The sequence below is a fragment of the Streptomyces sp. NPDC034103 genome (assembly GCF_055575395.1).
Window position 1 is genome coordinate 118,379 of record NZ_JBVISS010000012.1, and the last position, 19,061, is coordinate 137,439.

Here is a 19,061-nt window from a genome sequence, read left to right on the forward strand (position 1 = left end):
GCGGTAAAGCCTGGATCCGGGTACTTGTGCCGTTTTGTTCACGGTTGCACGACCTGGGGGTGCAGGCACGCGACGGGCCGCGCACCGGGGGATGACGCCGGGACGCGGCCCGCCATAGAGGGTACGGGAGTTACTGGCCCACGCGACCCGGTTGGAGCACCTGGGTGAACAGCACGGTGCCGTCCGACTCGCGCAGCCGGACCGTCAACTCGCCGCTGTCGCCGTCGATGTCGACCTCGCCGAAGAACTGGTAGCCGCCGGCCGGCGAGACGTTCGCGGTCGTCGGCGCCTTGACGAACACCCGCTCGGGACCGAACGTGCCGTCCAGCGTGTTGGCCGGGAAGGCGCCCGCGTTGAGCGGCCCGGACACGAACTCCCAGAACGGCTCGAAGTCGGTGAACGCCGCCCGGGACGGCTGGTAGTGCTGGGCCGAGGTGTAGTGCACGTCGGCGGTCAGCCACACCGTGCCGGTGATCCGCCGGTGCTTGATGAAGCGCAGCAGTTCGGCGATCTGCAGCTCCCGCCCGAGCGGGGCGCCGGGATCGCCCTGCGCGACCGCCTCGATGTTCGCTCGGCCCTCGGTGGTGTCGGGCACGACGAGGCCGAGCGGCATGTCGGAGGCGATCACCTTCCACACCGCCCGCGAGCGGGACAACTCGCGCTTGAGCCAGTCGAGTTGCTCACGGCCGAGGATGCCCTGCGGGTCCACGGTCTGGTCGTCGGGCGAGTTGGCGTTCCGGTACGTCCGCATGTCCAGCACGAACACGTCCAGCAGCGGGCCCTGCCGCAGCACCCGGTGGACGCGGCCCTCACGTGCCCCGGGCCGCAGCGTGGAGATGGGGAAGTACTCGCTGAACGCACGCCGGGCCCGCGCCGCCAGCACGTCGACGCGCTTCTCGGTGTAGCGGGTGTCGGAGTCCAGGATCGTCTGGCCCGGGTACCAGTTGTTGCGCACCTCGTGGTCGTCCCACTGGATGACCGAGGGGACCTGGGCGTTGAACCGCCGGAGGTTGTCGTCGAGCAGGTTGTAGCGGAAGTTGCCGCGGAACTCGGCCAGCGTCTCGGCGACCTTGGACTTCTCCTCGGTGGTGACGTTCCGCCAGATGCCGCCGTCGGGCAGGGTGACGGTCTCCGGGATCGGGCCGTCGGCGTAGATGTTGTCGCCGCTGCACAGGAAGAAGTCGGGGTCCAGCGCGGCCATCGCGTCGTAGATCCGGTAGCCGCCGAGGTCCGGGTTGATGCCCCAGCCCTGTCCCGCGAGGTCCCCGGACCAGACGAAACGCACCCCGTCGCGACGTCGCGCAGAGGCCGTGCGGAACGTGCCGACGGCCGGCTCACCGGTACGGCGCGGGTCGTCCGGGTCGGCCAGTCGCACCCGGTAGTGGATCTGTTCGCCGGGCGGCAGGCCGTGCAGCCGGGTGGTGCCGGTGAAGTCCGTGTCCGCGCCGAGCAGCGGGCCGTGCCATCTGCGGGCGTTGCGGAACGACTCGGTCGCGGAGGTCTCGACGATCATGCGCGCCGGCCGGTCGGACCGGACCCACACCAGCCCCGAGTCGGCGGTGACGTCGCCCGTCTGCACACCCCACCCCGCCTCGGGGCGCCCCGACAGGGCGAACGCCGGTGCGGAACCGGCCACCGCGGGCAGGGTCAGGGCCGCCGACGCGACGAGGGAACCGCGCAGGACGGTACGGCGGTCGGGGAGTGGACGATGAGACATGGATGCGCCTCCAAGGACGGGATCCGGCCAGTGTGCGATGCCACACCTACTCGTGCGCCGCAGCGCGCACGCGAACCACAGGTGAACAACTGACCGCGGACGCGGGGGATCGGGCGTGCGGAGCGACGGCGTGAAGCGGTACGACGACCCCCGCGAGGCGGGAGCCCCGATCCCGGGCGCCCGGCCGGTCGGAGTAGCTCACCCGCATCCGCCTGCTCTCCGGTGCCCTGTCGTCACCTTCCCGCCTGCCGTGCGACGCCTGCCGTGCGACGCCCATAACGCACACCTGGCCCCCGCGACCACCGCGACGAGCACGCCACCTCGGCCCCCGCCCACCGGCACCCCTCACCGACCTCTCGCCTCCGCCATCAGCCGTACCCCTTCGCGAACGCGCGCGGGGGAGAGGTGGGCGTAGCCGATCACGAGCCGGGTCTCCGCCATGGGGTCGGGACGCGTGTGCGTGCAGTCGGACAGTGGACGTACCGCCACCCCGGCCGCGGCCACGCGCGTGAGGAACGCCTCCTCGGGTCCGTACCGTTCCGGCAGCGTGGCGATGACGTGCAGTCCCGCCGCGATCCCGGACACCCGCGCGCCGGGGAAGTGCTCCTCCAGCGCGGCCACGAGCGCGTCACGCCGCTCACGGTAGGCGCGCTGGCAGCGACGCAGCTGGCGGTCGTAGTCGCCGCGCTCCACGAACCGGGCGAAGAGCGCCTGGTCCAGGGTGGGGTGACCGAGGTCCATGGTCCGCTTGCGCTCGATCACCTGCTCGGCGAGGGACTCCGGCACGAGCAGCCAGCCCAGCCGCAGGCCCGGGGCGAGGGACTTGCTGACGGATCCCGCGTAGGCCACGTGCTCGGGGTCGAGCCCCTGGAGCGCGCCGACCGGCGCACGGTCGTAGCGGAAGTCGCCGTCGTAGTCGTCCTCCATGATCAGGCCGTCCACGGACCGGGCCCAGTCGAGCAGTTCGGCGCGACGGCGCGCGGAGTAGGCGATCCCGGTGGGGTACTGGTGGGCGGGCGTCGTGACCACGGCACGCACGCCCGAGGCCTGCAACGGCCCGACGGCGAGCCCCTCGTCGTCCACCGGCAGGGGTACGGCGCCGACGCCGGCGGCGGCGTACAGGTCGTCGTGCTGGGGGCTGCCGGGGTCCTCGACACCCACCTCGCGCAGCCCGCGCGCGTGGAGCGCGAAGCCGAGCAGGGTCGACGCCTGGGCGACCCCGGACACCACCACGATCCGCTCCGGGTCGGCGACCACGCCCCGGCGGCGGGCGAGGAGTTCGGCCAGGGCGGTGCGCAGCCGGGGCAGGCCGCGCGGATCGGGATAGCCGAGCTCGTGGTGCGGCAACTCCGCCAGCACGCCGCGCTGTGCCGCGGCCCAGGCGGCGCGCGGGAACAGGGAGAGGTCGGGCGTCCCGGGAACGAAGTCCGCGCGGGCGCCGGGGGAGCGCGGCGCGAGATCACGCGCGCGTGGCCGCGCGGAACGGACCGCCCCGCCCACCCAGGTCCCCGCGCCCCGCCCGCTGCGCAGATACCCCTCGGCCGTCAGCTGCTCGTACGCCTCCGTGACCAGTCCGCGCGACACACCGAGGTCCCGGGCCAGGTCCCGGCTGGAGGGCAACCGGGTCCCCGGTACGAGCCGGCCCGACCGTACGGCCTCCCGCAGCGCCGTCTGCAGGGCACGCCCACGCGCGCGTGCGGGCGCGGAGACGGCGGGGAGCAGCACCTCCCAGGCGACGGACCCGGCCCCCTCGCTCACCGTGACGCCGGCCTCCCCGCCGACCAGGGCTCCGGCCCCGCCGCTCACCTCGGCCCCGGCCTGTTCGCCTGCACCCGTACGCGCGTCCCGCTGCCGATTGGTCTCCGATGAGGTCATGGAAGTGGACCTTAATGCGGACCACCGGGCTGCCTAGCGTCGCTCCCATGAACGCCACCACCACCCGCGGGGCCCTTCTCGCCGCACTCGCCTGCGTCCTCGTGGGCGCCTCCTTCACGGCCAACAGCGTCCTCGGCGACTACCCGTACGCGGGCGGTCAGTTCCTGCGCTACGGCCTCGCCTGTCTGCTTCTCCTGCCACTCGCCGGACGGGACGCGACGGCGAAGTTGCGGGCGCTCGCGCCCCGGCGGTGGCTGCGCCTGGCGCTGCTCGCGGCGGTGGGCATGGTCGGCTTCAACATGGCCGTTCTCGCCGCGGAGCGCACGGCCGAACCCGCCGTGCCCGGGGTCTTCGTGGGCTGCGCGCCGGTCGTGGTGGCCGTCCTCGTGCCCCTCCTTGACGGGCGCAGGCCTCAACGAGCCGTCCTGTACGGCGCGTTGCTCGTGGCGGCCGGTGCCTGCACGGTCCAGGGCTGGGGGCGGACGGACGGCGCCGGGCTGGCCTTCTCGGTGTGCGCGCTGGCCGGGGAGGTCGCCTTCGCGGTCCTCGCGGTGCCCGTGCTGCGCCCCCTGGGGCCACGGCTGCTGTCGGCCACGGTGTGCGCCGTCGCCGCGACGGAGTGCCTGGTGGCCGGGCTGCTCGTGGACGGCACGGCGTGGCTGCGACGGCCCGACGGGACCGAGGCCGCCGCGCTGCTGTGGCAGGCGGCGGTCGTCACGGTCGTGGGGTTCGTGTGCTGGTACATAGGCATGCAGCGGATCGGCGCGGAGCGCGCCACGCTGTTCTCCGGCCTCATCCCGGTCGCCGCCGCCTGCACCGCCCCGCTCGTCGGCACCGGCTCCTACGGCGCCGCCCAGGCCGTCGGCAGCGCCCTCGTGGGCGCCGGGGTCGCCCTCGGCGCCTGCGCTCCGCCGAGGTCAGCGGCTGCCGTCGAGGATCACGCGCGCGACGAGCGCCGGGTCGTCGTTCATCGGGCAGTGGCCGCAACCGGGCAGGCGCACGAGACGGGCCCCGGGGATGACCCGCTTGGCACGCACCCCCTGCCGGCGCGGGAGCAGACGGTCCTTGCTGCCCCAGGCCACGGTGACCGGGACTCCGGGCACGTCCTCGACGAACCGCACGGCGCCGCCCGCGCGGAGGGTGTCGGCGAAGCCCGTCGCACGCACCAGGGCCAGCGTCTCGGCGACGACGGCCTCGGGTGAACGGCGGCCCGGGCGGGCGTAGATGGTGCTGGTGAGCGCGGTGCGGCCGGCCGCCGAGCGGGACAGCCGCTCGACCATCGGCAGCGGCATCCGCAGGGCTATCCCGCGCATCGCGAGCAGCACGGTGAAGGCGTAGCGACGCTCGGCCTCCGACCAGAAGCCCGCCGGGGACAGGGCGGTGACGGACCGCACGAGCTTCTCCCGGCCGAGTTCCAGGGCGAGCAGACCGCCGAGCGAGTTGCCCGCGACATGCGGCCGGTCGAGCTCCAGGGCCTCGCAGAAGGCGCCGAACACGGAGGTCGTGGTGGTGAGGTCGTAGCCCAGTCCGTCAGGCAGTCCCGGGGACGCCCCGAAGCCCGGCAGGTCCACGGCGATGACATCGCGTTCGGTGGCGAGGATGTCCACGACCGGGTCCCAGGCCTGTCGGTGGTGGCCGATGCCGTGCAGCAGGAGCAGCGGCTCGCCGCTGCCCACGCGCGCGTAGTCGACGGTCACGGTCCGCGGGCCGTGCGGGGAAGGGACCTCGAACGAGACGGTTTCGGCCATGGGCGTGAACTCCTGGGCTGGGACAGGGGGCGGACGGGAGAGACAGCTTGTCAGCAATTACTACCGACGGGTAGCCCCTTCCGTGTGGCGCGCCCGGCTCGCCTGGACAGGGACGGGCGGGTCGGCTGGGATGGTGTCGTGAGCACCGACACCGTGACCGACGTATTCGAAGAGCACCGTCCCGTCCTGCTGGGCGTCGCCTACCGCATGCTGGGGCGGGTGGCCGACGCGGAGGACGTCGTGCAGGAGGCCTGGCTGCGCTGGTCCGGCGCGGACCGCGACGAGGTGCGCGAACCGCGCGGCTATCTGGTGCGTGTCACGACCCGCCTCGCCATCGACCGACTGCGCCAGGTCAAGGCGCGCAACGAGGCGTACGTCGGGCCCTGGCTGCCGGAGCCGTACGTCACCGACTTCGGGGACACCGTCCCCGACACCGCCGAGCGTGCCGTGCTCGCCGACTCCGTCTCCCTCGCCGTCCTCGTCGTCCTGGAGTCCCTCTCGCCGCTGGAGCGGGCGGTGTTCGTGCTCAGGGAGGCCTTCGGCTACCCGTACGCCGAGATCGCCACCATGCTCGACCGGGGCGAACCGGCGGTGCGTCAGCTCGCCGGGCGGGCCCGCAAACACGTCGACGAGCGGCGACCCCGCTACGACGTCGACCCCGTCCAGCGCCGTGACCTCACCGAACGCTTCCTCGCCGCCGCGGCGGACGGCGACCTCGAGGGGCTCATGACGATGCTGGCCCCGGACGTCCGCCTCGTCGGCGACAGCGGCGGCAAGTCGAGGGCCCCGCTCCGCGTCATCGACACCGCGGACAAGGTCGGGCGCTTCCTCGTCGGCGCCGCGCGCAAGGGCGTCCCGGACCTGTCGTACCGCTTCATGGAACTCAACGGCGGTCCCGCGGTGCTGATGCTGTCCGGGGACAAGCCCGACTCGGTGTTCCAGCTGGACGTCGTCGACGGCCGGATCCAGTCCGTGTACATCGTACGCAACCCCGACAAGCTCCAGACGCTCACCGCCTAGCCGACGCCCGCCGCCAAGCCCCCGTTCCGCGACGGGGGCTTTGCCGTCATGTCACGAGGAGCCGCTCGCGCGAACGCCTCGTGAACGCCGCGCCGCGCCGCACCTGTGAGGTGGGCAAGGGATCGAGGATTGGTCTTGACCAAGGGTGGGGGCCGCCCTATGGTCGCAGAGAAGTGCAACAACCTTTAATAAACAAGGGCGCTAAAACGCCGCCGGACCACGGCGATCGCGGAGGACAGGGTGGGGACCACGCAGCTGGAACCGGTGCCGGAACCGAAGTACTGGCATCTCAAGACCGTGCTCACTGAGGCGCTGGACTCCGAGTTCTCGGTGGGCGAGATCCTGCCGAACGAGCGGGACCTCGCCGCTCGATTCGGTGTCGCCCGGGCCACGCTCCGCCAGGCCCTCGAGCAACTCGAACTGGAAGGCCGGCTCCAGCGTCGCCGCGGTGTCGGCACGACCGTCGCGCCGCCCCGCGTGGGCGTCGCCGTCGGCACCCAGGAGCAGGTCTGGCCGGGCACCGCGACGGACGCCTGGCAGTGCGTCGACAGCGCGGTGCAGGTGCCCTCGGCGGCCGTCGCCGCGGCGCTCGAGACCGGCGCCGACGAGCCCGTGCACGTCGTCCGCCGCTCCCGTATGACGCATGGCCAGCCCGTCGCCGCGGAGCTGCTGTACATCCCGCAGTCGGCGGTGCCCGACCTCTCCGCCATCGACGCCCCGTCCGGTGCCGCACGCGCGCGTGCCGTGCTGCGCGAGCTGCAGCGCCTGGAGCTGGAGGGCCAGGACAGCGCCGTGGAGCTGGGCTCGGCCCGCGCCGACGACGCCAAGGAACTGGACCGGCTGCCCGGCGCCCCCGTCCTCGTCGTGACGACCCGCTTCTTCTCCGAGGGCCGTACCGCCGCGCTGTCCGTCGCCACCTACCGCGCCGACACCTGCCGGCTCACCTTCGGCGACTCCGGCGGCGTGGAGATCCACCAGGACCCGGAACGCCGGGCGTCCTGACCGCCGTACGGCACACGCCGCGCGCCCCGGGGACACCCCGGGGCGCGCGGCGTTCCAGCGGCGGACGCACCCTGACGACCAGCGGCGGCGGCACGGACCTCGGGAACGCCGGGGACCGCCCCGGCGTCGGCCGCCCCCTCAGCGCCGCGCCGTCACCGTGCCCTCCACCGCGAAGAGTTGCTCCTCCACATGGTCCAGGGCCAACCGCAGCGCACCCGTCGCCACGGCGGCCTCGCCGAGCAGCGACAGGGTCACCCGCGGCGGGCGCAGGCAGTAGCGCGCCAACTCCTGCCGCAGCGGCTCCAGTACGTCGTCCAGGCCGGTCGCCCAGCCGCCGATGACGACGAGTTCGGGGTCGAGGGCGAGGGAGAGCGCGGCCACGTCGTGGACGAGCCGGTGGATGAAGCGGTCGACGGCCGCGCGGGCCCGCTGGTCGCCCTCGCGCGCCTGGGCGAAGACCTCGGCGACGGCCTGTTCGTCGAGCGGATGCAACGGCTCGTCGGTGGTCGACAGCAGCTTCTCCGGCGTCACCCCGCGCCCCAGCAGATGCAGCGCGCCGATCTCGCCGGCCGCGCCGCCGTACCCCCGGTGCAGCCGCCCGCCGATCAGTGCCCCGGCACCCGGGCTCAGACCCGCCAGCACGAACACGATGTCGTCGGACTCGGTCGCGGCGCCCTTCCAGTGCTCGGCGACCGCCGCGGCGTTGGCGTCGTTCTCGACCAGGACCGGACACTTGAAGGAGCGGCTCAGGCGCTCTCCCAGGCGCAGCCCCGTCCACTGCGGAAGCGCGGCGCACAGCCGTACGGTGCCGTCCGCCTCGACGATCCCCGGCGAGGCGACTCCCACCGCCCGCAACGACTCCCGCGCGACACCGGCCCGCCGCAGCAGTTCGGCCACCGCGGTGCGCAGCCGTTCCAGCCGCTCGTCGGCGGACGCCGTCTCGGTGACGTCCTTGGCGACGGCACCGAGCACCCGGCCGTCCAGGTCGGACAGGAGCGCGGCGACCCGATGCGGTCCGATGTCCAGGCCCAGCAGATGCCCCGCCTCGGCACGGAACCGGAAGCGCCGAGCGGGCCGACCCTGCCGTCGCGCGACACTCTCGTCGGCCGCCTTCTCGACGACGTACCCCGCCTCGATCAGCCCCTCGACCACGCCCTCCACGGTCGGCCGGGACAAGCCGGTCACCCGGGTGATCTCGGTCAGCGTCGCGCAGTCCGTGGCACGCAGGGCGTGCAGCACCACCGCGGAATTGATCCTTCGCAGCAGCGAGGGATCCCCGCCGGTCAGCCGCCCCAACGTCCGTCCTCCCAGCTCGTGCGCGTGTTGGCCGGATCGTACTCGGCACGGCGGTGCCCGGCGAGTGCGGGGGCCGCAGAGATCGCTTGCTGGTCCCGTCAGCCGGGTGCCACGAATCCCGACTCGTACGCGGCGATCACGGCCTGCGTGCGATCCCGCGCCCCAAGCTTCGCTAGTACGGCGCTGACGTGCGACTTCACCGTCTCCGTCCCGACGATCAGCCGCTCGGCGATCTCCGCGTTCGACAGCCCGCGGGCCATCAGCCGCAGCACCTGCGCCTCCCGTTCGGTGAGCTGGGCCCGCTCCATCACCGCCCGGGCCGCACGATTCCCGCCGGCCTCGCCGTACTCGGCGGCGAGCTGCCGCACGGAGGCCGGGAACAGCAGCGACTCGCCCTCGGCGACCAGCCGCACCGCGTGCACGATCTCCGCCGGCCGGGCCCGCTTCAGCAGGAACCCGTCGGCTCCGGCCCGCAACGCCTCGTAGACGTACTCGTCGTTCTCGAACGTCGTGACCACCAGGATCTTCGGCGGCGCCTCGACCGTCCGCAGCACCGCGCGCGTGGCCTCGATGCCGTCCAGCAGCGGCATGCGGACGTCCATGGCGACCACGTCGGGGCGCAGCTGCCGCACCAGCGGGATCACCGCCGCGCCGTCCGCCGCCTCACCGACGACCTCGATGTCGGGCTGTGCCTCCAACACGGCCCGCAGACCCGCGCGTACCAGGGGTTCGTCGTCGACGAGGAGAACGGTGACCGGCATCCGGCCAGCGTAGATCAGCGCAGTGGCAGCTCCACCCGCACCTGCCAGTCGCCCCGGTCGGGGCCGGTCCGCGCGTGGCCGCCCAGCAGGGCGGCGCGTTCCCGGATGCCGCGCAGTCCGCTGCCCCGGCCAGGGGCGGGTATCTCGGCCGTCAGCGGGTTGCGGACCTCCAGGGCGAGGCCGTCCCGCGTGACCTCGACCCGGACCTGTACGGGCACGGCTCCCGCGTGGCGCAGCACATTGGTCAGCGCCTCCTGCAGCATGCGGTAGCCCTCACGGGAGACCGGGGCGGGCACGGTGTCGACGGGTCCCGTCAGCTCGGCGTCCACCTTCGCGCCGGAGGCCCGCGCGGACTCCAGGAGCCGATCGGAGTCGGCCAGCGTGGGCCGGCCGCTGACCGGTCGCTCGGACTCGCGCAGGATGCCGAGAACCCGTTCCAGGTCCTCCAGGGCCGCCCGCCCGGTCTCCTCGATGGCCCCGAGGGCACGATCGGTGAAGGCGGGATCACCGGCCGCGCGGGCGGCACCCGCCTGGACGACCGCCACGGTCAGGGCGTGACCGATGGAGTCGTGGAGCTCGCGGGCGATGCGCGTGCGCTCCAGGAGCTGCTCGGTGCGTTCCTCCAGGGCGGCGACGCGGTCCGCGGGGGAGGGACCGAGGAGCCGGTGGGCGAGCGCGGTGATGATCCTGCCCGGGACGACCACGGTCACCGCCAGGGCGGCCAGCACCACGGGCGTGAGCAGGGCGTACCACTAGGCGTGGCCGTCGAGCGGGACCAGCAGGCCGTCTCCGACGTCACGGCCGAACGACGACGACACCAGGTCGACGGCCGCCAGCAGGAGTTGGACGCAGAGCGTCGAGGTCGCACAGCCGAGCAGCAGCCGGGCCTCCAGCCACACCACCACCCGCCCCCGGTCGCTCCAGGTGACCGACGGCGCGACGACGATGTCGGTGTCCGCGCTGTCGTGCCGGTGGCCGGTCAGCAACAGCCTGGCCTGGAGCCCCTCCACGGTACGCATCGCGGGCACCAGCCCCGCGGGGGCGAGCACCACGGCGGCCAGCACCCAGGCCCACCACGCCTCCTGGATGAACATCCACAGGCTCGGCCACACGATCGCGATGCACAGATGCAGCAGTCGTGTGTACGTCACCGCCCGTCCGAACGGGCGCAGCAAGCGGGCCATCGCCTCATCCTGCCAGCCGCCACCGACAGCGGACCTCCCTCGCACGGGGGAGACGATCTCCACCCGCGGGGGAGGCCCGGTCACCGTCCCACCGGTCAGGCTGCTGCCATGACCAGCATCGAAGTCCAGAACCTGACCAAGGAGTTCGGCAACGGGCGGGCCGTGGACGACCTCACCTTCACCGTCCTGCCGGGACGCGTCACCGGCTTCCTTGGCCCCAACGGTGCCGGAAAGTCCACCACCATGCGGCTCGTGCTCGGCCTCGACCGGCCGACCTCCGGCACCGCCACCATCGGCGGCCGCGCCTACGCCACGCTCGGCGAACCCCTGCGTCACGTCGGTGCCCTGCTCGACGCGCAGGCCGCGCACGGCTCCCGGACCGGCCGCGACCACCTGCGCACACTGGCCGCGAGCAACCGCATCCCCGACAGCCGGGTCGACGAGGTCCTGGCGGAGACCGGACTCGCGTCCGTGGCCCGGCGCCGGGTGAGGACGTACTCGCTGGGCATGCGGCAGCGGCTGGGCATCGCGGCCGCGCTGCTCGGCGACCCCGAGGTGGTCATGCTCGACGAGCCGTCGAACGGCCTCGACCCGGAAGGCATCATCTGGATCCGCGGGGTGCTGCGCCGGCTGGCGGGGGAGGGGCGCACCGTCCTGGTCTCCAGCCACCTGATGAACGAGACCGCGTCCTTCGCCGACCACCTCGTGGTCCTCGGCAAAGGGCGGCTCCTCGCCGACACCCCGATGCGGGAGTTCATCGACGCGCGCGTGCAGCCGGCCGTACGGGTCCGCACCACCGACCCCACCGCCCTTCGGGCCGCCCTCGCCCACCAAGGCCACGACGCCGTCGCACACGAGGACGGGCACTGGACCGTGCGTCACGCGCGCGTGGACGACATCGGCCGGCTCGCCGCCGAAGCGGGCGTCCCCCTCCTCGAACTGGCCGCCGAGGAGCGCACGTTGGAACAGGCGTACCTCGACCTGACATCCACCGCGGTGGAGTTCACCGCCCAGCCGCAGGAGGCCTGACATGTCGTTCGCACCCGTGCTGCACGCCGAGTGGCTGAAGATCCGGACGCTGCGCTCGCTCCTCGGGGCGCTGCTCGCCCTGTTCGCGGCGACCACCGCGTTCTCCGCGATCGCCGGCGTCTCGGAGACGTCCGATCCGGAGTTCGACGCGCTGTTCACGGCGCTGTCCGGGATCGCGCCCGGTCAGATCGCCGCGATCTCCTTCGGCGCCATGGCCGTGTCCTCGGAGTTCCACGGGGGCGGACTCCGGCTCTCGCTCAGCGCGGTGCCGCGGCGCGGGCGGTGGTTCGCGGCGAAGGTGACCGCGATCGCCGTACCGGCTCTGGCGGTCGGGTGGGTGACCGCGCTCGCCGCCCTCCTGGTGGCGAAGGCGGGCCTGGGCGACGCGGCGAGCGGCCTCACCGCCGGGGAACAGACGCGCGGTGTCGTGGGCGGCGGCGTCTACCTCATGCTGATGGCGCTGTTCGCGGCCGGTCTCGCGGCCCTGCTGCGCAGCGGGGTGGGCGCGCTGTCCCTGTTGATCCCCTTCGTCCTCGTCGTCTCGTTCGTGATCGGGGACGCGGCGGGCGGCGCCACGGACTTCCTGCCGGACCGGGCCGGTCAGGTCGTCCTGCACGCGTCGTACGACGGTGCGTTGGGGCCGTGGACCGGACTGGGGGTGACCGCGCTGTGGACGGCGGCGGCGCTTCTGGCGGGGGCGTGGAGCGTGCGGCGCCGGGGCGCCTGACGGCACGTCGGTTGTCAGTGGGGCGGGGTTTACTGGATCGCATGGACATCGCACGGTGCCTCGCCACGATCGATCTGCTGTGCGCCCGGGACTTCCCCGAGGCGCCCGGCAGGACCGACTTCGGCACGGCGGGACCCGGTTACCACATAGCCGAGTTGGCGACGAGCGGTGACTTCGACGAGGACGACGGCATGGAGCGGGAGGAGACCGAGGCGCAGTACGAGGCGGACCGGGACGGCCTGGCCGAGCGGCTGACCGCGCGGTGGGGCGTGGCGGATCCCGTCAGCCTCTACAGCGTCCTCGAGCGGTCCACGCTGGGCGAGGCGATCGCGGAGCCGTGGGCGTCGCTCAGCGCGCACGTGCCCGACGTCCAGCTGTGGAAGTCGCCGGACACGGGACGCTGGATAGGACTAGGCGTCTCCCAGTGGGACAGGGAACTGCCGTTCCAGCTCCTGGCCGTCGTCACCGACGTCGCCCCCGAGTGAGCGTCGCTGAACACCGCCAGGGCTGTCGGCCTAGGCCTCCGCCGCGAGCCGTAGCCTGGCGAACTCCTCGGCCATGGTCGCCGCGGTCCAATGGGCGTTGAGCCCGCTGGGGTTGGGCAGCACCCAGACCCGCGTGTCCCCGATCAGCCGCTCCTGCGGCCCGACCCGGGCCTTCTTGTCCTCGAACGCCGCGCGGTACGCGGTCACTCCGACCACGGCCAGCCAACGGGGCCGCAACCGGGCCACCTTGAGCGCCAGTTGCCGTCCGCCCTCGCGGTACTCCTCCGCGCTCAACTCGTCCGCCCGCGCGGTCGCCCGCGCCACGACGTTGGTGATGCCGAGCCCGTAGGACAGCAGCTCCTCCTGCTCGGACGGCTTCATCAGACGGGGCGTGAACCCGGACAGGTGCAGCACCGGCCAGAAGCGGTTGCCGGGACGGGCGAAGTGATGGCCCGTCGCGGCGGTCATCAGGCCGGGGTTGATGCCGCAGAACAGCACACGCAGGCCGTCCGCGACCACGTCCGGGACGAGCCGGTCGCGGGCGGCCTCCAGTTCCGCCTGGGTGAAGCGCGTCATCGCGTCGAAGGCGTCACAGGATCGCCCCGGGCGTGTAGCCCGCGGCCTGGGGGTGCTGCTTCACGATCTCCTCGATCCGGCCGACGACCACACCGACCTGGTCGGCGGCGGCACCCGTGAAGGACAGCTTGTCGGCCATCAGCGCGTCCAGCTGCGCCCGGTCGAGCGGGATGCGCTCGTCCGCGGCCAGCTTGTCGAGCAGCTCGTTGCGCTCCGCCCCCTGCTCGCGCATCGCCAGCGCGGAGGCGACGGCGTTCTCCTTGATCGCCTCGTGCGCGAGCTCACGGCCGACGCCGGCCCGCACCGCGCCCATCAGCACCTTGGTGGTGGCGAGGAACGGCAGGTAGCGGTCCAGCTCTCGCGCCACCACGGCCGGGAACGCACCGAACTCGTCGAGCACCGTCAGGAACGTCTCCAGCAGGCCGTCCAGGGCGAAGAACGCGTCCGGCAGCGCGACCCGGCGCACCACCGAGCAGGACACGTCGCCCTCGTTCCACTGGTCGCCCGCCAGCTCACCGGTCATCGAGGCGTAGCCGCGCAGGATGACCATGAGGCCGTTGACCCGCTCGCAGGACCGCGTGTTCATCTTGTGCGGCATCGCCGAGGAGCCGACCTGACCGGGCTTGAAGCCCTCGGTCACCAGCTCGTGCCCGGCCATCAGCCGGATCGTCTTCGCCAGCGAGGACGGCGCCGCCGCGAGCTGCACCAGCGCGGTGACGACCTCGTAGTCCAGGGAGCGCGGGTAGACCTGGCCCACCGAGGTGAACGCCTGCGAGAAGCCGAGGTGACCGGCGATCCGCTGCTCCAGGTCCGCCAGCTTCGAGGCGTCCCCGCCGAGCAGGTCCAGCATGTCCTGCGCGGTGCCGACCGGGCCCTTGATGCCGCGCAGCGGGTAACGGCCCAGCAGCTCCTCCACGCGGCCGTGGGCCACGAGCAGCTCGTCGGCGGCGGTCGCGAAACGCTTGCCGAGGGTCGTGGCCTGCGCGGCCACGTTGTGCGAGCGGCCGGCCATGACCAGCTCGCCGTACTCACCGGCCAGCTTGCCCAGGCGCGCCAGCACGGCCACCGTACGGTCACGCATCAGCTCCAGCGAGAGCCGGATCTGAAGCTGCTCGACGTTCTCGGTGAGGTCGCGCGAGGTCATGCCCTTGTGGACCTGCTCGTGCCCGGCGAGGTCGTTGAACTCCTCGATGCGGGCCTTCACGTCGTGCCGCGTGACCTTCTCGCGCTCGGCGATGGAGGCCAGGTCGACGGTGTCGAGGACGCGCTCGTAGTCGGCGATCGCCTCGTCCGGCACCTCGATCCCGAGGTCCTTCTGGGCCCGCAGCACGGCGAGCCAGAGCTGCCGCTCCAGCTTCACCTTCTGCTCGGGCGACCAGAGCGTGGCGAGCTCGGCGGAGGCGTAGCGTCCGGCGAGGACGTTCGGGATGCGGGGCTTGGCGGGAGCGGAAGTCACGTAGACGGATTCTACTGGCGGTTCGTGCAGGCCGGCGCCATGGGTGGCTTCGGCGGAACCTACGAGACGTGCGTCACGCCAGGTCAGACGGGGCGATGCCTCGCACGTGAGACCGCCGGTGCCTCGCAAGTGACACCGCCGGCCCCCTCGAAGGTGAGGCGGCCGACCCCCGTAGGTCAGGTCAGGCGCTCGGGTCCTCGTACGGCAGCAGGTCCGGCCGCTTCGGCGGCAGTCCGTCGCCGGAGGACCGGCCGGTGAGGCGCCGCGCGATCCACGGCAGCAGGTGCTGTCTGGCGAACCGCGCGTCCGCGATCCGACGCGCGGCCCACCCCGGCGGCACCGTGGCCGGCATCGGCATGTGCCAGTCCCTGTCCTCGGGGTCGTACCCCAGCCTCTGCCAGACCGCCTCGGCGACCCGGCGGTGCCCCTCGGCCGTCAGGTGCAGCCGGTCCACGTCCCACAGGCGCGGGTCACCGAGGGACGGCGCCCCGTACAGGTCGACGACGATCGCGCCGTGCTTCTCGGCCAGCTCGTCGACGCAGGCGAACAGCTCCTCCATGCGCGGGCGGAAACGCTCCAGGACCGGCCCCTGACGGCCCGGGCTGCGCATCAGCACCAACTCCTCGCACGCCGGGGCGAGCCGCTCCACGGCCTCGGTCAGCAGCGCGCGCACCCGGTTCATGTCGCACTTGGGGCGGAGGGTGTCGTTGAGCCCGCCCACCAGCGTGATCACGTCGGGCCGCATGGCCACGGCCACGTCGACCTGCTCCTCGACGATCTGCTGGATGAGCTTGCCGCGCACCGCGAGGTTCGCGTACCGGAAGCCGGGCGTCACGGCGGCCATCCGGCCGGCCAGGAGATCGGCCCAGCCCCGGTAGGAGCCGTTAGGGAGCAGGTCGGACATGCCCTCGGTGAAGGAGTCTCCGAGGGCGACGAGGCTGGTGTGTGCGGGGTTCTTCTGCATGGCGGAGAAAATGCTAACCCGTTCACATACCCGACGGTCGGTCGGCCTCCAGGGGCTCCGGCCACCCGTACCGGACCCGCGCCGCACACCGGACCCGGAACCCCCGACTCCCGGCGCGTCCCGGCCTTCCGGTCGGTCCCGCCGCCTCACACCCTGCCGGTCACGCCCCGACGCTCCCGCCCCGTCACGTCCGCTGCCCGAACAGCTCCCGCAGCACGTCCTCCATCGTCACCAGCCCCGAGAGGCGCCCGTCGTCACCGAGCACCGCCGCGAGATGTGTCCGGCTGCCCCGCATGGCCGTGAGCACGTCGTCCAGCGGCGTGTTCTCCCGTACGCGCGCGATGGGCCGCATGTCCCGCACCTGGAACGGCAGATCGCGCGGGGAGGCGTCCAGGGCGTCCTTGACGTGCAGATAGCCGAGGATGCGCCGCCCGTCGTCCACCACCGGGAAACGGGAGAACCCGGACTCGGCCGACAGCCGCTCCAGTCGCTCCGGCGTGACGCCCACGCGCGCGTAGAGGACGCCCTCCAGGGGGAGCACCACGTCCCGCACCGGACGCCGGCCCAGCTCCAGGGCGTCGTGCAGCCGCTCCCGGGTCCGGTCGTCGATCAGGCCCGCCTCGTCGGAGTCCTTCACCAGCCGGGCCAGTTCGGCGTCCGAGAAGGTCGCCGTGACCTCGTTCTTGGTCTCGATCCGCATCAGCTTCAGCAGGGCGTTGGCGAAGGCGTTGATGGCGAAGATCACCGGGCGCAGGCCGCGAGAGAGCGCGACGAGCGGCGGGCCGAGCGTCAGCGCGCTGCGCACCGGCTCCGCGAGCGCGATGTTCTTCGGGACCATCTCGCCGAGCAGCATGTGCAGATACGTCGCCAGGGTCAGCGCGATCACGAACGACACCGCGTGACCGGCCCCCTCGGGCACGCCCAGCGCGTGGAACACCGGCTCCAGCAGATGCGCGATCGCCGGCTCGGCGACCACGCCGAGGACCAGCGTGCACAGGGTGATGCCGAGCTGCGCCGCGGCCATCAGCGCGGAGACGTGCTCCAGACCCCACAGCACGCTCTTGGCGCGCCGGTCGCCCTCCTCGGCGTACGGCTCGATCTGCGAGCGCCGCACGGAGATCAGCGCGAACTCGGCGCCCACGAAGAAGGCGTTGACGACGAGGGTCGCCAGGCCGATCAGCAACTGGATCGCGGTCACTTACCGGCCTCCCCTTCGAGTGTTTCGGACGGGTCTTGGAGCGGGGCGCGCAGCAGCACGCGCGCGGCCCTGCGGCCGGTCGCGTCGACCACGTCCAGCCGCCAGCCGGCGACCTCCACGGTGTCGCCCACGGCCGGGATGCGGCCCAGCTCGGTCGCCATGAGGCCCGCCAGCGTCTCGTACGGCCCCTCGGGAGCCCGGAGCGCCACCCGCGCGAGCTGGTCGATCCGCGCGGAACCGTCGGCGGAGTACAGCACGCGGCCCTCGTCGTCGGTCCCCGCCGGGGCGAGGTCGGGGGTCTCGTGCGGGTCGTGCTCGTCGCGGACCTCGCCGACGACCTCCTCGACGATGTCCTCCAGGGTGGCCACCCCGGCCGTACCGCCGTACTCGTCGATCACCACGGCCATCGTGCGCTTGCCGGAGAGCCGGTCGAGCAGCCGGTCCACGGTCAGCGACTCGGGGACGAGCAGCGGCTCACGCATCAGCTCGGACACGGGCACGCGCGCGCGGCGCTCGGCCGGGATCGCGAGGACGTCCTTGATGTGCGCGGTGCCCACGACCGAGTCGAGGCTGCCGCGGTACACGGGGAACCGGGACAGGCCGGTCGCGCGCGTGGCGTTCGCGACGTCCTCGCAGGTCGCCTGAGCCTCCAGGGCGATGACCTGGACGCGCGGGGTCATCACGTTCTCCGCGGTCAGGTCGGCGAGGTTCAGGGTTCGTACGAACAGTTCGGCGGTGTCGGCCTCCAGGGCGCCCTCCTTCGCGGAGTGCCGGGCCAGCGCCGCGAGCTCCTGCGGTCCGCGCGCGGCGGCCAGCTCCTCGGTGGGCTCGACGCCGAAGAGGCGCACGATGCGGTTCGCCGTGTTGTTCAGGTGCGTGATGAAGGGCCGGAACGCCGCGCTGAACCAGCGCTGCGCGTTGCCCACCCGTTTGGCCACGGCCAGCGGGGAGGAGATCGCCCAGTTCTTCGGCACCAGCTCGCCGACGACCATCAGGACGACGGTCGACAGGGCCGTACCGATCACCAGCGCGATCGACGAGGCAGCCGAACGGGAGGCGCCCAGTGCCTCCAGGGGCCCGGCGATCAGCTTGGCGATCGACGGCTCGGCGAGCATGCCGACCACCAGGTTGGTGACGGTGATGCCGAGCTGTGCCCCGGACAGCTGGAAGGTCAGGTTGCGCACGGCCTTCAGGGCGCCCGAGGCGCCCCGCTCGCCGCGCTCCGCGGCCCTCTCCAGGGCGCCCCGCTCGACCGTGGTCAGCGAGAACTCCGCGGCGACGAAGGCGCCGCAGGCGAGCGAGAGCAGGATCGCCACGAGCAGGAGGAGCACTTCGGTCATCGGGTCACCTCCGTCCCATGATCGGACAGGGCGGGGAGGATCGCGCGATCTCGCGTACTACCGGGAGGCTCGCCCATGGGCGGACTCTCACACCTTTCCTTGGAGGACCGAACGGACCCCAATGGTAAAGGACGGGCAAAGGGGTCAGTCGGCGAGGGGTTTCACCCAACGCCGCCACTGCTCCTCGGGCGCGTACCCGGCGGCGCGCCAGGCATGCTGCCCGGTCTCGTTGCGCACCAGCACCATGGCGTCCGCCCGCCGTCCGCCAAGCCGTGCGAACCGCTCCTCGGCGGCCGCGAGCAGCACGGAGCCGATGCCCTGACGGCGATGCTCCGGGTGCACGGCCAGCCGGTACAGATGGCAGCGCCAGCCGTCGAAGCCGGCGATCACCGTGCCCACCAGCTCCCCGTGCCGCTCGGCCAGGATCAGCGCCTCGGGATCGCGCGCCACGAGCCGCTCGACGCCCTCCCGGTCGTCACTGATGCTCGTGCCCTCGGCGGCGATCTTCCAGAAGGCCAGGACGGCGTCGAGGTCCGCGGGCGCGGCGGCGCGAAGGTGCGGTTCAGTCATACGGCGATCCCATCACGCGCGCCCGCCCGGGCACGGAGAATTCCGGCATCCGGACGGCCACCCGGCTCAGCGACCACCGGCGCGAACGCCTCCAGGTACGGCCCCAGGACGGA

The 19,061-nt window shown here is 73.0% G+C and carries 16 protein-coding genes and 2 pseudogenes; 6 read left to right on the forward strand and 12 right to left on the reverse strand.

What is annotated here, in order from left to right; all coding sequences use genetic code 11:
* Positions 1-130: 130 nt before the first annotated feature.
* Together ACZ56U_RS26845 and pdxR are read right to left on the reverse strand one after the other, a co-directional pair.
* Complete coding sequence (locus ACZ56U_RS26845; RefSeq protein WP_469086535.1) at positions 131-1,717, reverse strand: alkaline phosphatase D family protein; 1,587 nt, start codon at positions 1,715-1,717, stop codon at positions 131-133.
* A 345-nt stretch (positions 1,718-2,062) separates the two neighbouring features.
* A complete protein-coding gene (pdxR, locus tag ACZ56U_RS26850; RefSeq protein ID WP_469086536.1) occupies positions 2,063-3,592 on the reverse strand; it encodes a MocR-like pyridoxine biosynthesis transcription factor PdxR in 1,530 nt (509 codons plus the stop codon).
* 47 nt (positions 3,593-3,639) lie between these two features.
* On the opposite strand from pdxR, the pseudogene ACZ56U_RS26855 reads away from it, so the two are divergent.
* Positions 3,640-4,428 (forward strand): annotated as a pseudogene (locus ACZ56U_RS26855) (EamA family transporter); the annotation flags it as partial.
* An 81-nt stretch (positions 4,429-4,509) separates the two neighbouring features.
* On the opposite strand, the gene ACZ56U_RS26860 reads toward ACZ56U_RS26855, so the two are convergent.
* Positions 4,510-5,340 carry an alpha/beta fold hydrolase gene (locus ACZ56U_RS26860; RefSeq protein ID WP_469086537.1) on the reverse strand — a complete coding sequence of 277 codons (831 nt, stop codon included), beginning with the start codon at positions 5,338-5,340 and terminating at the stop codon, positions 4,510-4,512.
* Between the two features lie 138 nt (positions 5,341-5,478).
* On the opposite strand from ACZ56U_RS26860, the gene ACZ56U_RS26865 reads away from it, so the two are divergent.
* A complete protein-coding gene (locus ACZ56U_RS26865) occupies positions 5,479-6,360 on the forward strand; it encodes an RNA polymerase sigma-70 factor (protein ID WP_469086538.1) in 882 nt (293 codons plus the stop codon).
* A gap of 240 nt (positions 6,361-6,600) precedes the next feature.
* Positions 6,601-7,362 carry a GntR family transcriptional regulator gene (locus ACZ56U_RS26870; protein WP_469086539.1) on the forward strand — a complete coding sequence of 254 codons (762 nt, stop codon included), beginning with the start codon at positions 6,601-6,603 and terminating at the stop codon, positions 7,360-7,362.
* Between the two features lie 138 nt (positions 7,363-7,500).
* Here the strand turns inward: ACZ56U_RS26870 and ACZ56U_RS26875 are convergent, their stop codons facing one another.
* From ACZ56U_RS26875 to ACZ56U_RS26885, 3 genes and pseudogenes are all read right to left on the reverse strand, one after another.
* Complete coding sequence (locus tag ACZ56U_RS26875; RefSeq protein ID WP_469086540.1) at positions 7,501-8,658, reverse strand: ROK family transcriptional regulator; 1,158 nt, start codon at positions 8,656-8,658, stop codon at positions 7,501-7,503.
* A gap of 98 nt (positions 8,659-8,756) precedes the next feature.
* Complete coding sequence (locus ACZ56U_RS26880; RefSeq protein WP_469086541.1) at positions 8,757-9,419, reverse strand: response regulator; 663 nt, start codon at positions 9,417-9,419, stop codon at positions 8,757-8,759.
* Positions 9,420-9,433: 14 nt separating this feature from the next.
* Positions 9,434-10,603, reverse strand: a pseudogene (locus ACZ56U_RS26885) (sensor histidine kinase).
* A gap of 108 nt (positions 10,604-10,711) precedes the next feature.
* Between ACZ56U_RS26885 and ACZ56U_RS26890 the strand changes: the two are divergent.
* The 3 genes from ACZ56U_RS26890 to ACZ56U_RS26900 are packed head-to-tail and all read left to right on the forward strand — an operon-like array spanning position 10,712 to position 12,844.
* Complete coding sequence (locus tag ACZ56U_RS26890) at positions 10,712-11,632, forward strand: ABC transporter ATP-binding protein (RefSeq protein WP_469086542.1); 921 nt, start codon at positions 10,712-10,714, stop codon at positions 11,630-11,632.
* A gap of 1 nt (position 11,633) precedes the next feature.
* The gene (locus ACZ56U_RS26895) at positions 11,634-12,359 is read left to right on the forward strand and encodes an ABC transporter permease (RefSeq protein ID WP_469086543.1); all 726 of its coding nucleotides are present in this window, start codon (positions 11,634-11,636) and stop codon (positions 12,357-12,359) included.
* A 41-nt stretch (positions 12,360-12,400) separates the two neighbouring features.
* The gene (locus ACZ56U_RS26900) at positions 12,401-12,844 is read left to right on the forward strand and encodes a hypothetical protein (protein ID WP_469086544.1); all 444 of its coding nucleotides are present in this window, start codon (positions 12,401-12,403) and stop codon (positions 12,842-12,844) included.
* A 30-nt stretch (positions 12,845-12,874) separates the two neighbouring features.
* On the opposite strand, the gene mug is transcribed toward ACZ56U_RS26900, so the two are convergent.
* The 6 genes from mug to ACZ56U_RS26930 form a co-directional block, all read right to left on the reverse strand.
* The gene (gene mug / locus ACZ56U_RS26905; RefSeq protein ID WP_469086545.1) at positions 12,875-13,420 is read right to left on the reverse strand and encodes a G/U mismatch-specific DNA glycosylase; all 546 of its coding nucleotides are present in this window, start codon (positions 13,418-13,420) and stop codon (positions 12,875-12,877) included.
* Between the two features lie 13 nt (positions 13,421-13,433).
* The gene (purB, locus tag ACZ56U_RS26910) at positions 13,434-14,876 is read right to left on the reverse strand and encodes an adenylosuccinate lyase (protein ID WP_469086546.1); all 1,443 of its coding nucleotides are present in this window, start codon (positions 14,874-14,876) and stop codon (positions 13,434-13,436) included.
* A 181-nt stretch (positions 14,877-15,057) separates the two neighbouring features.
* A complete protein-coding gene (locus tag ACZ56U_RS26915; RefSeq protein ID WP_469086547.1) occupies positions 15,058-15,840 on the reverse strand; it encodes an SGNH/GDSL hydrolase family protein in 783 nt (260 codons plus the stop codon).
* 184 nt (positions 15,841-16,024) lie between these two features.
* Positions 16,025-17,038, reverse strand: a complete 1,014-nt coding sequence (locus ACZ56U_RS26920; RefSeq protein ID WP_469086548.1) for a hemolysin family protein — start codon at positions 17,036-17,038, stop codon at positions 16,025-16,027.
* Entirely contained in the window at positions 17,035-18,378 is a 1,344-nt protein-coding gene (locus tag ACZ56U_RS26925) for a hemolysin family protein (RefSeq protein WP_469086549.1), read from the reverse strand. The genes ACZ56U_RS26920 and ACZ56U_RS26925 overlap by 4 nt, the downstream gene beginning before the upstream one ends.
* A gap of 144 nt (positions 18,379-18,522) precedes the next feature.
* A complete protein-coding gene (locus tag ACZ56U_RS26930) occupies positions 18,523-18,948 on the reverse strand; it encodes a GNAT family N-acetyltransferase (protein WP_469086550.1) in 426 nt (141 codons plus the stop codon).
* Positions 18,949-19,061: the final 113 nt, after the last annotated feature.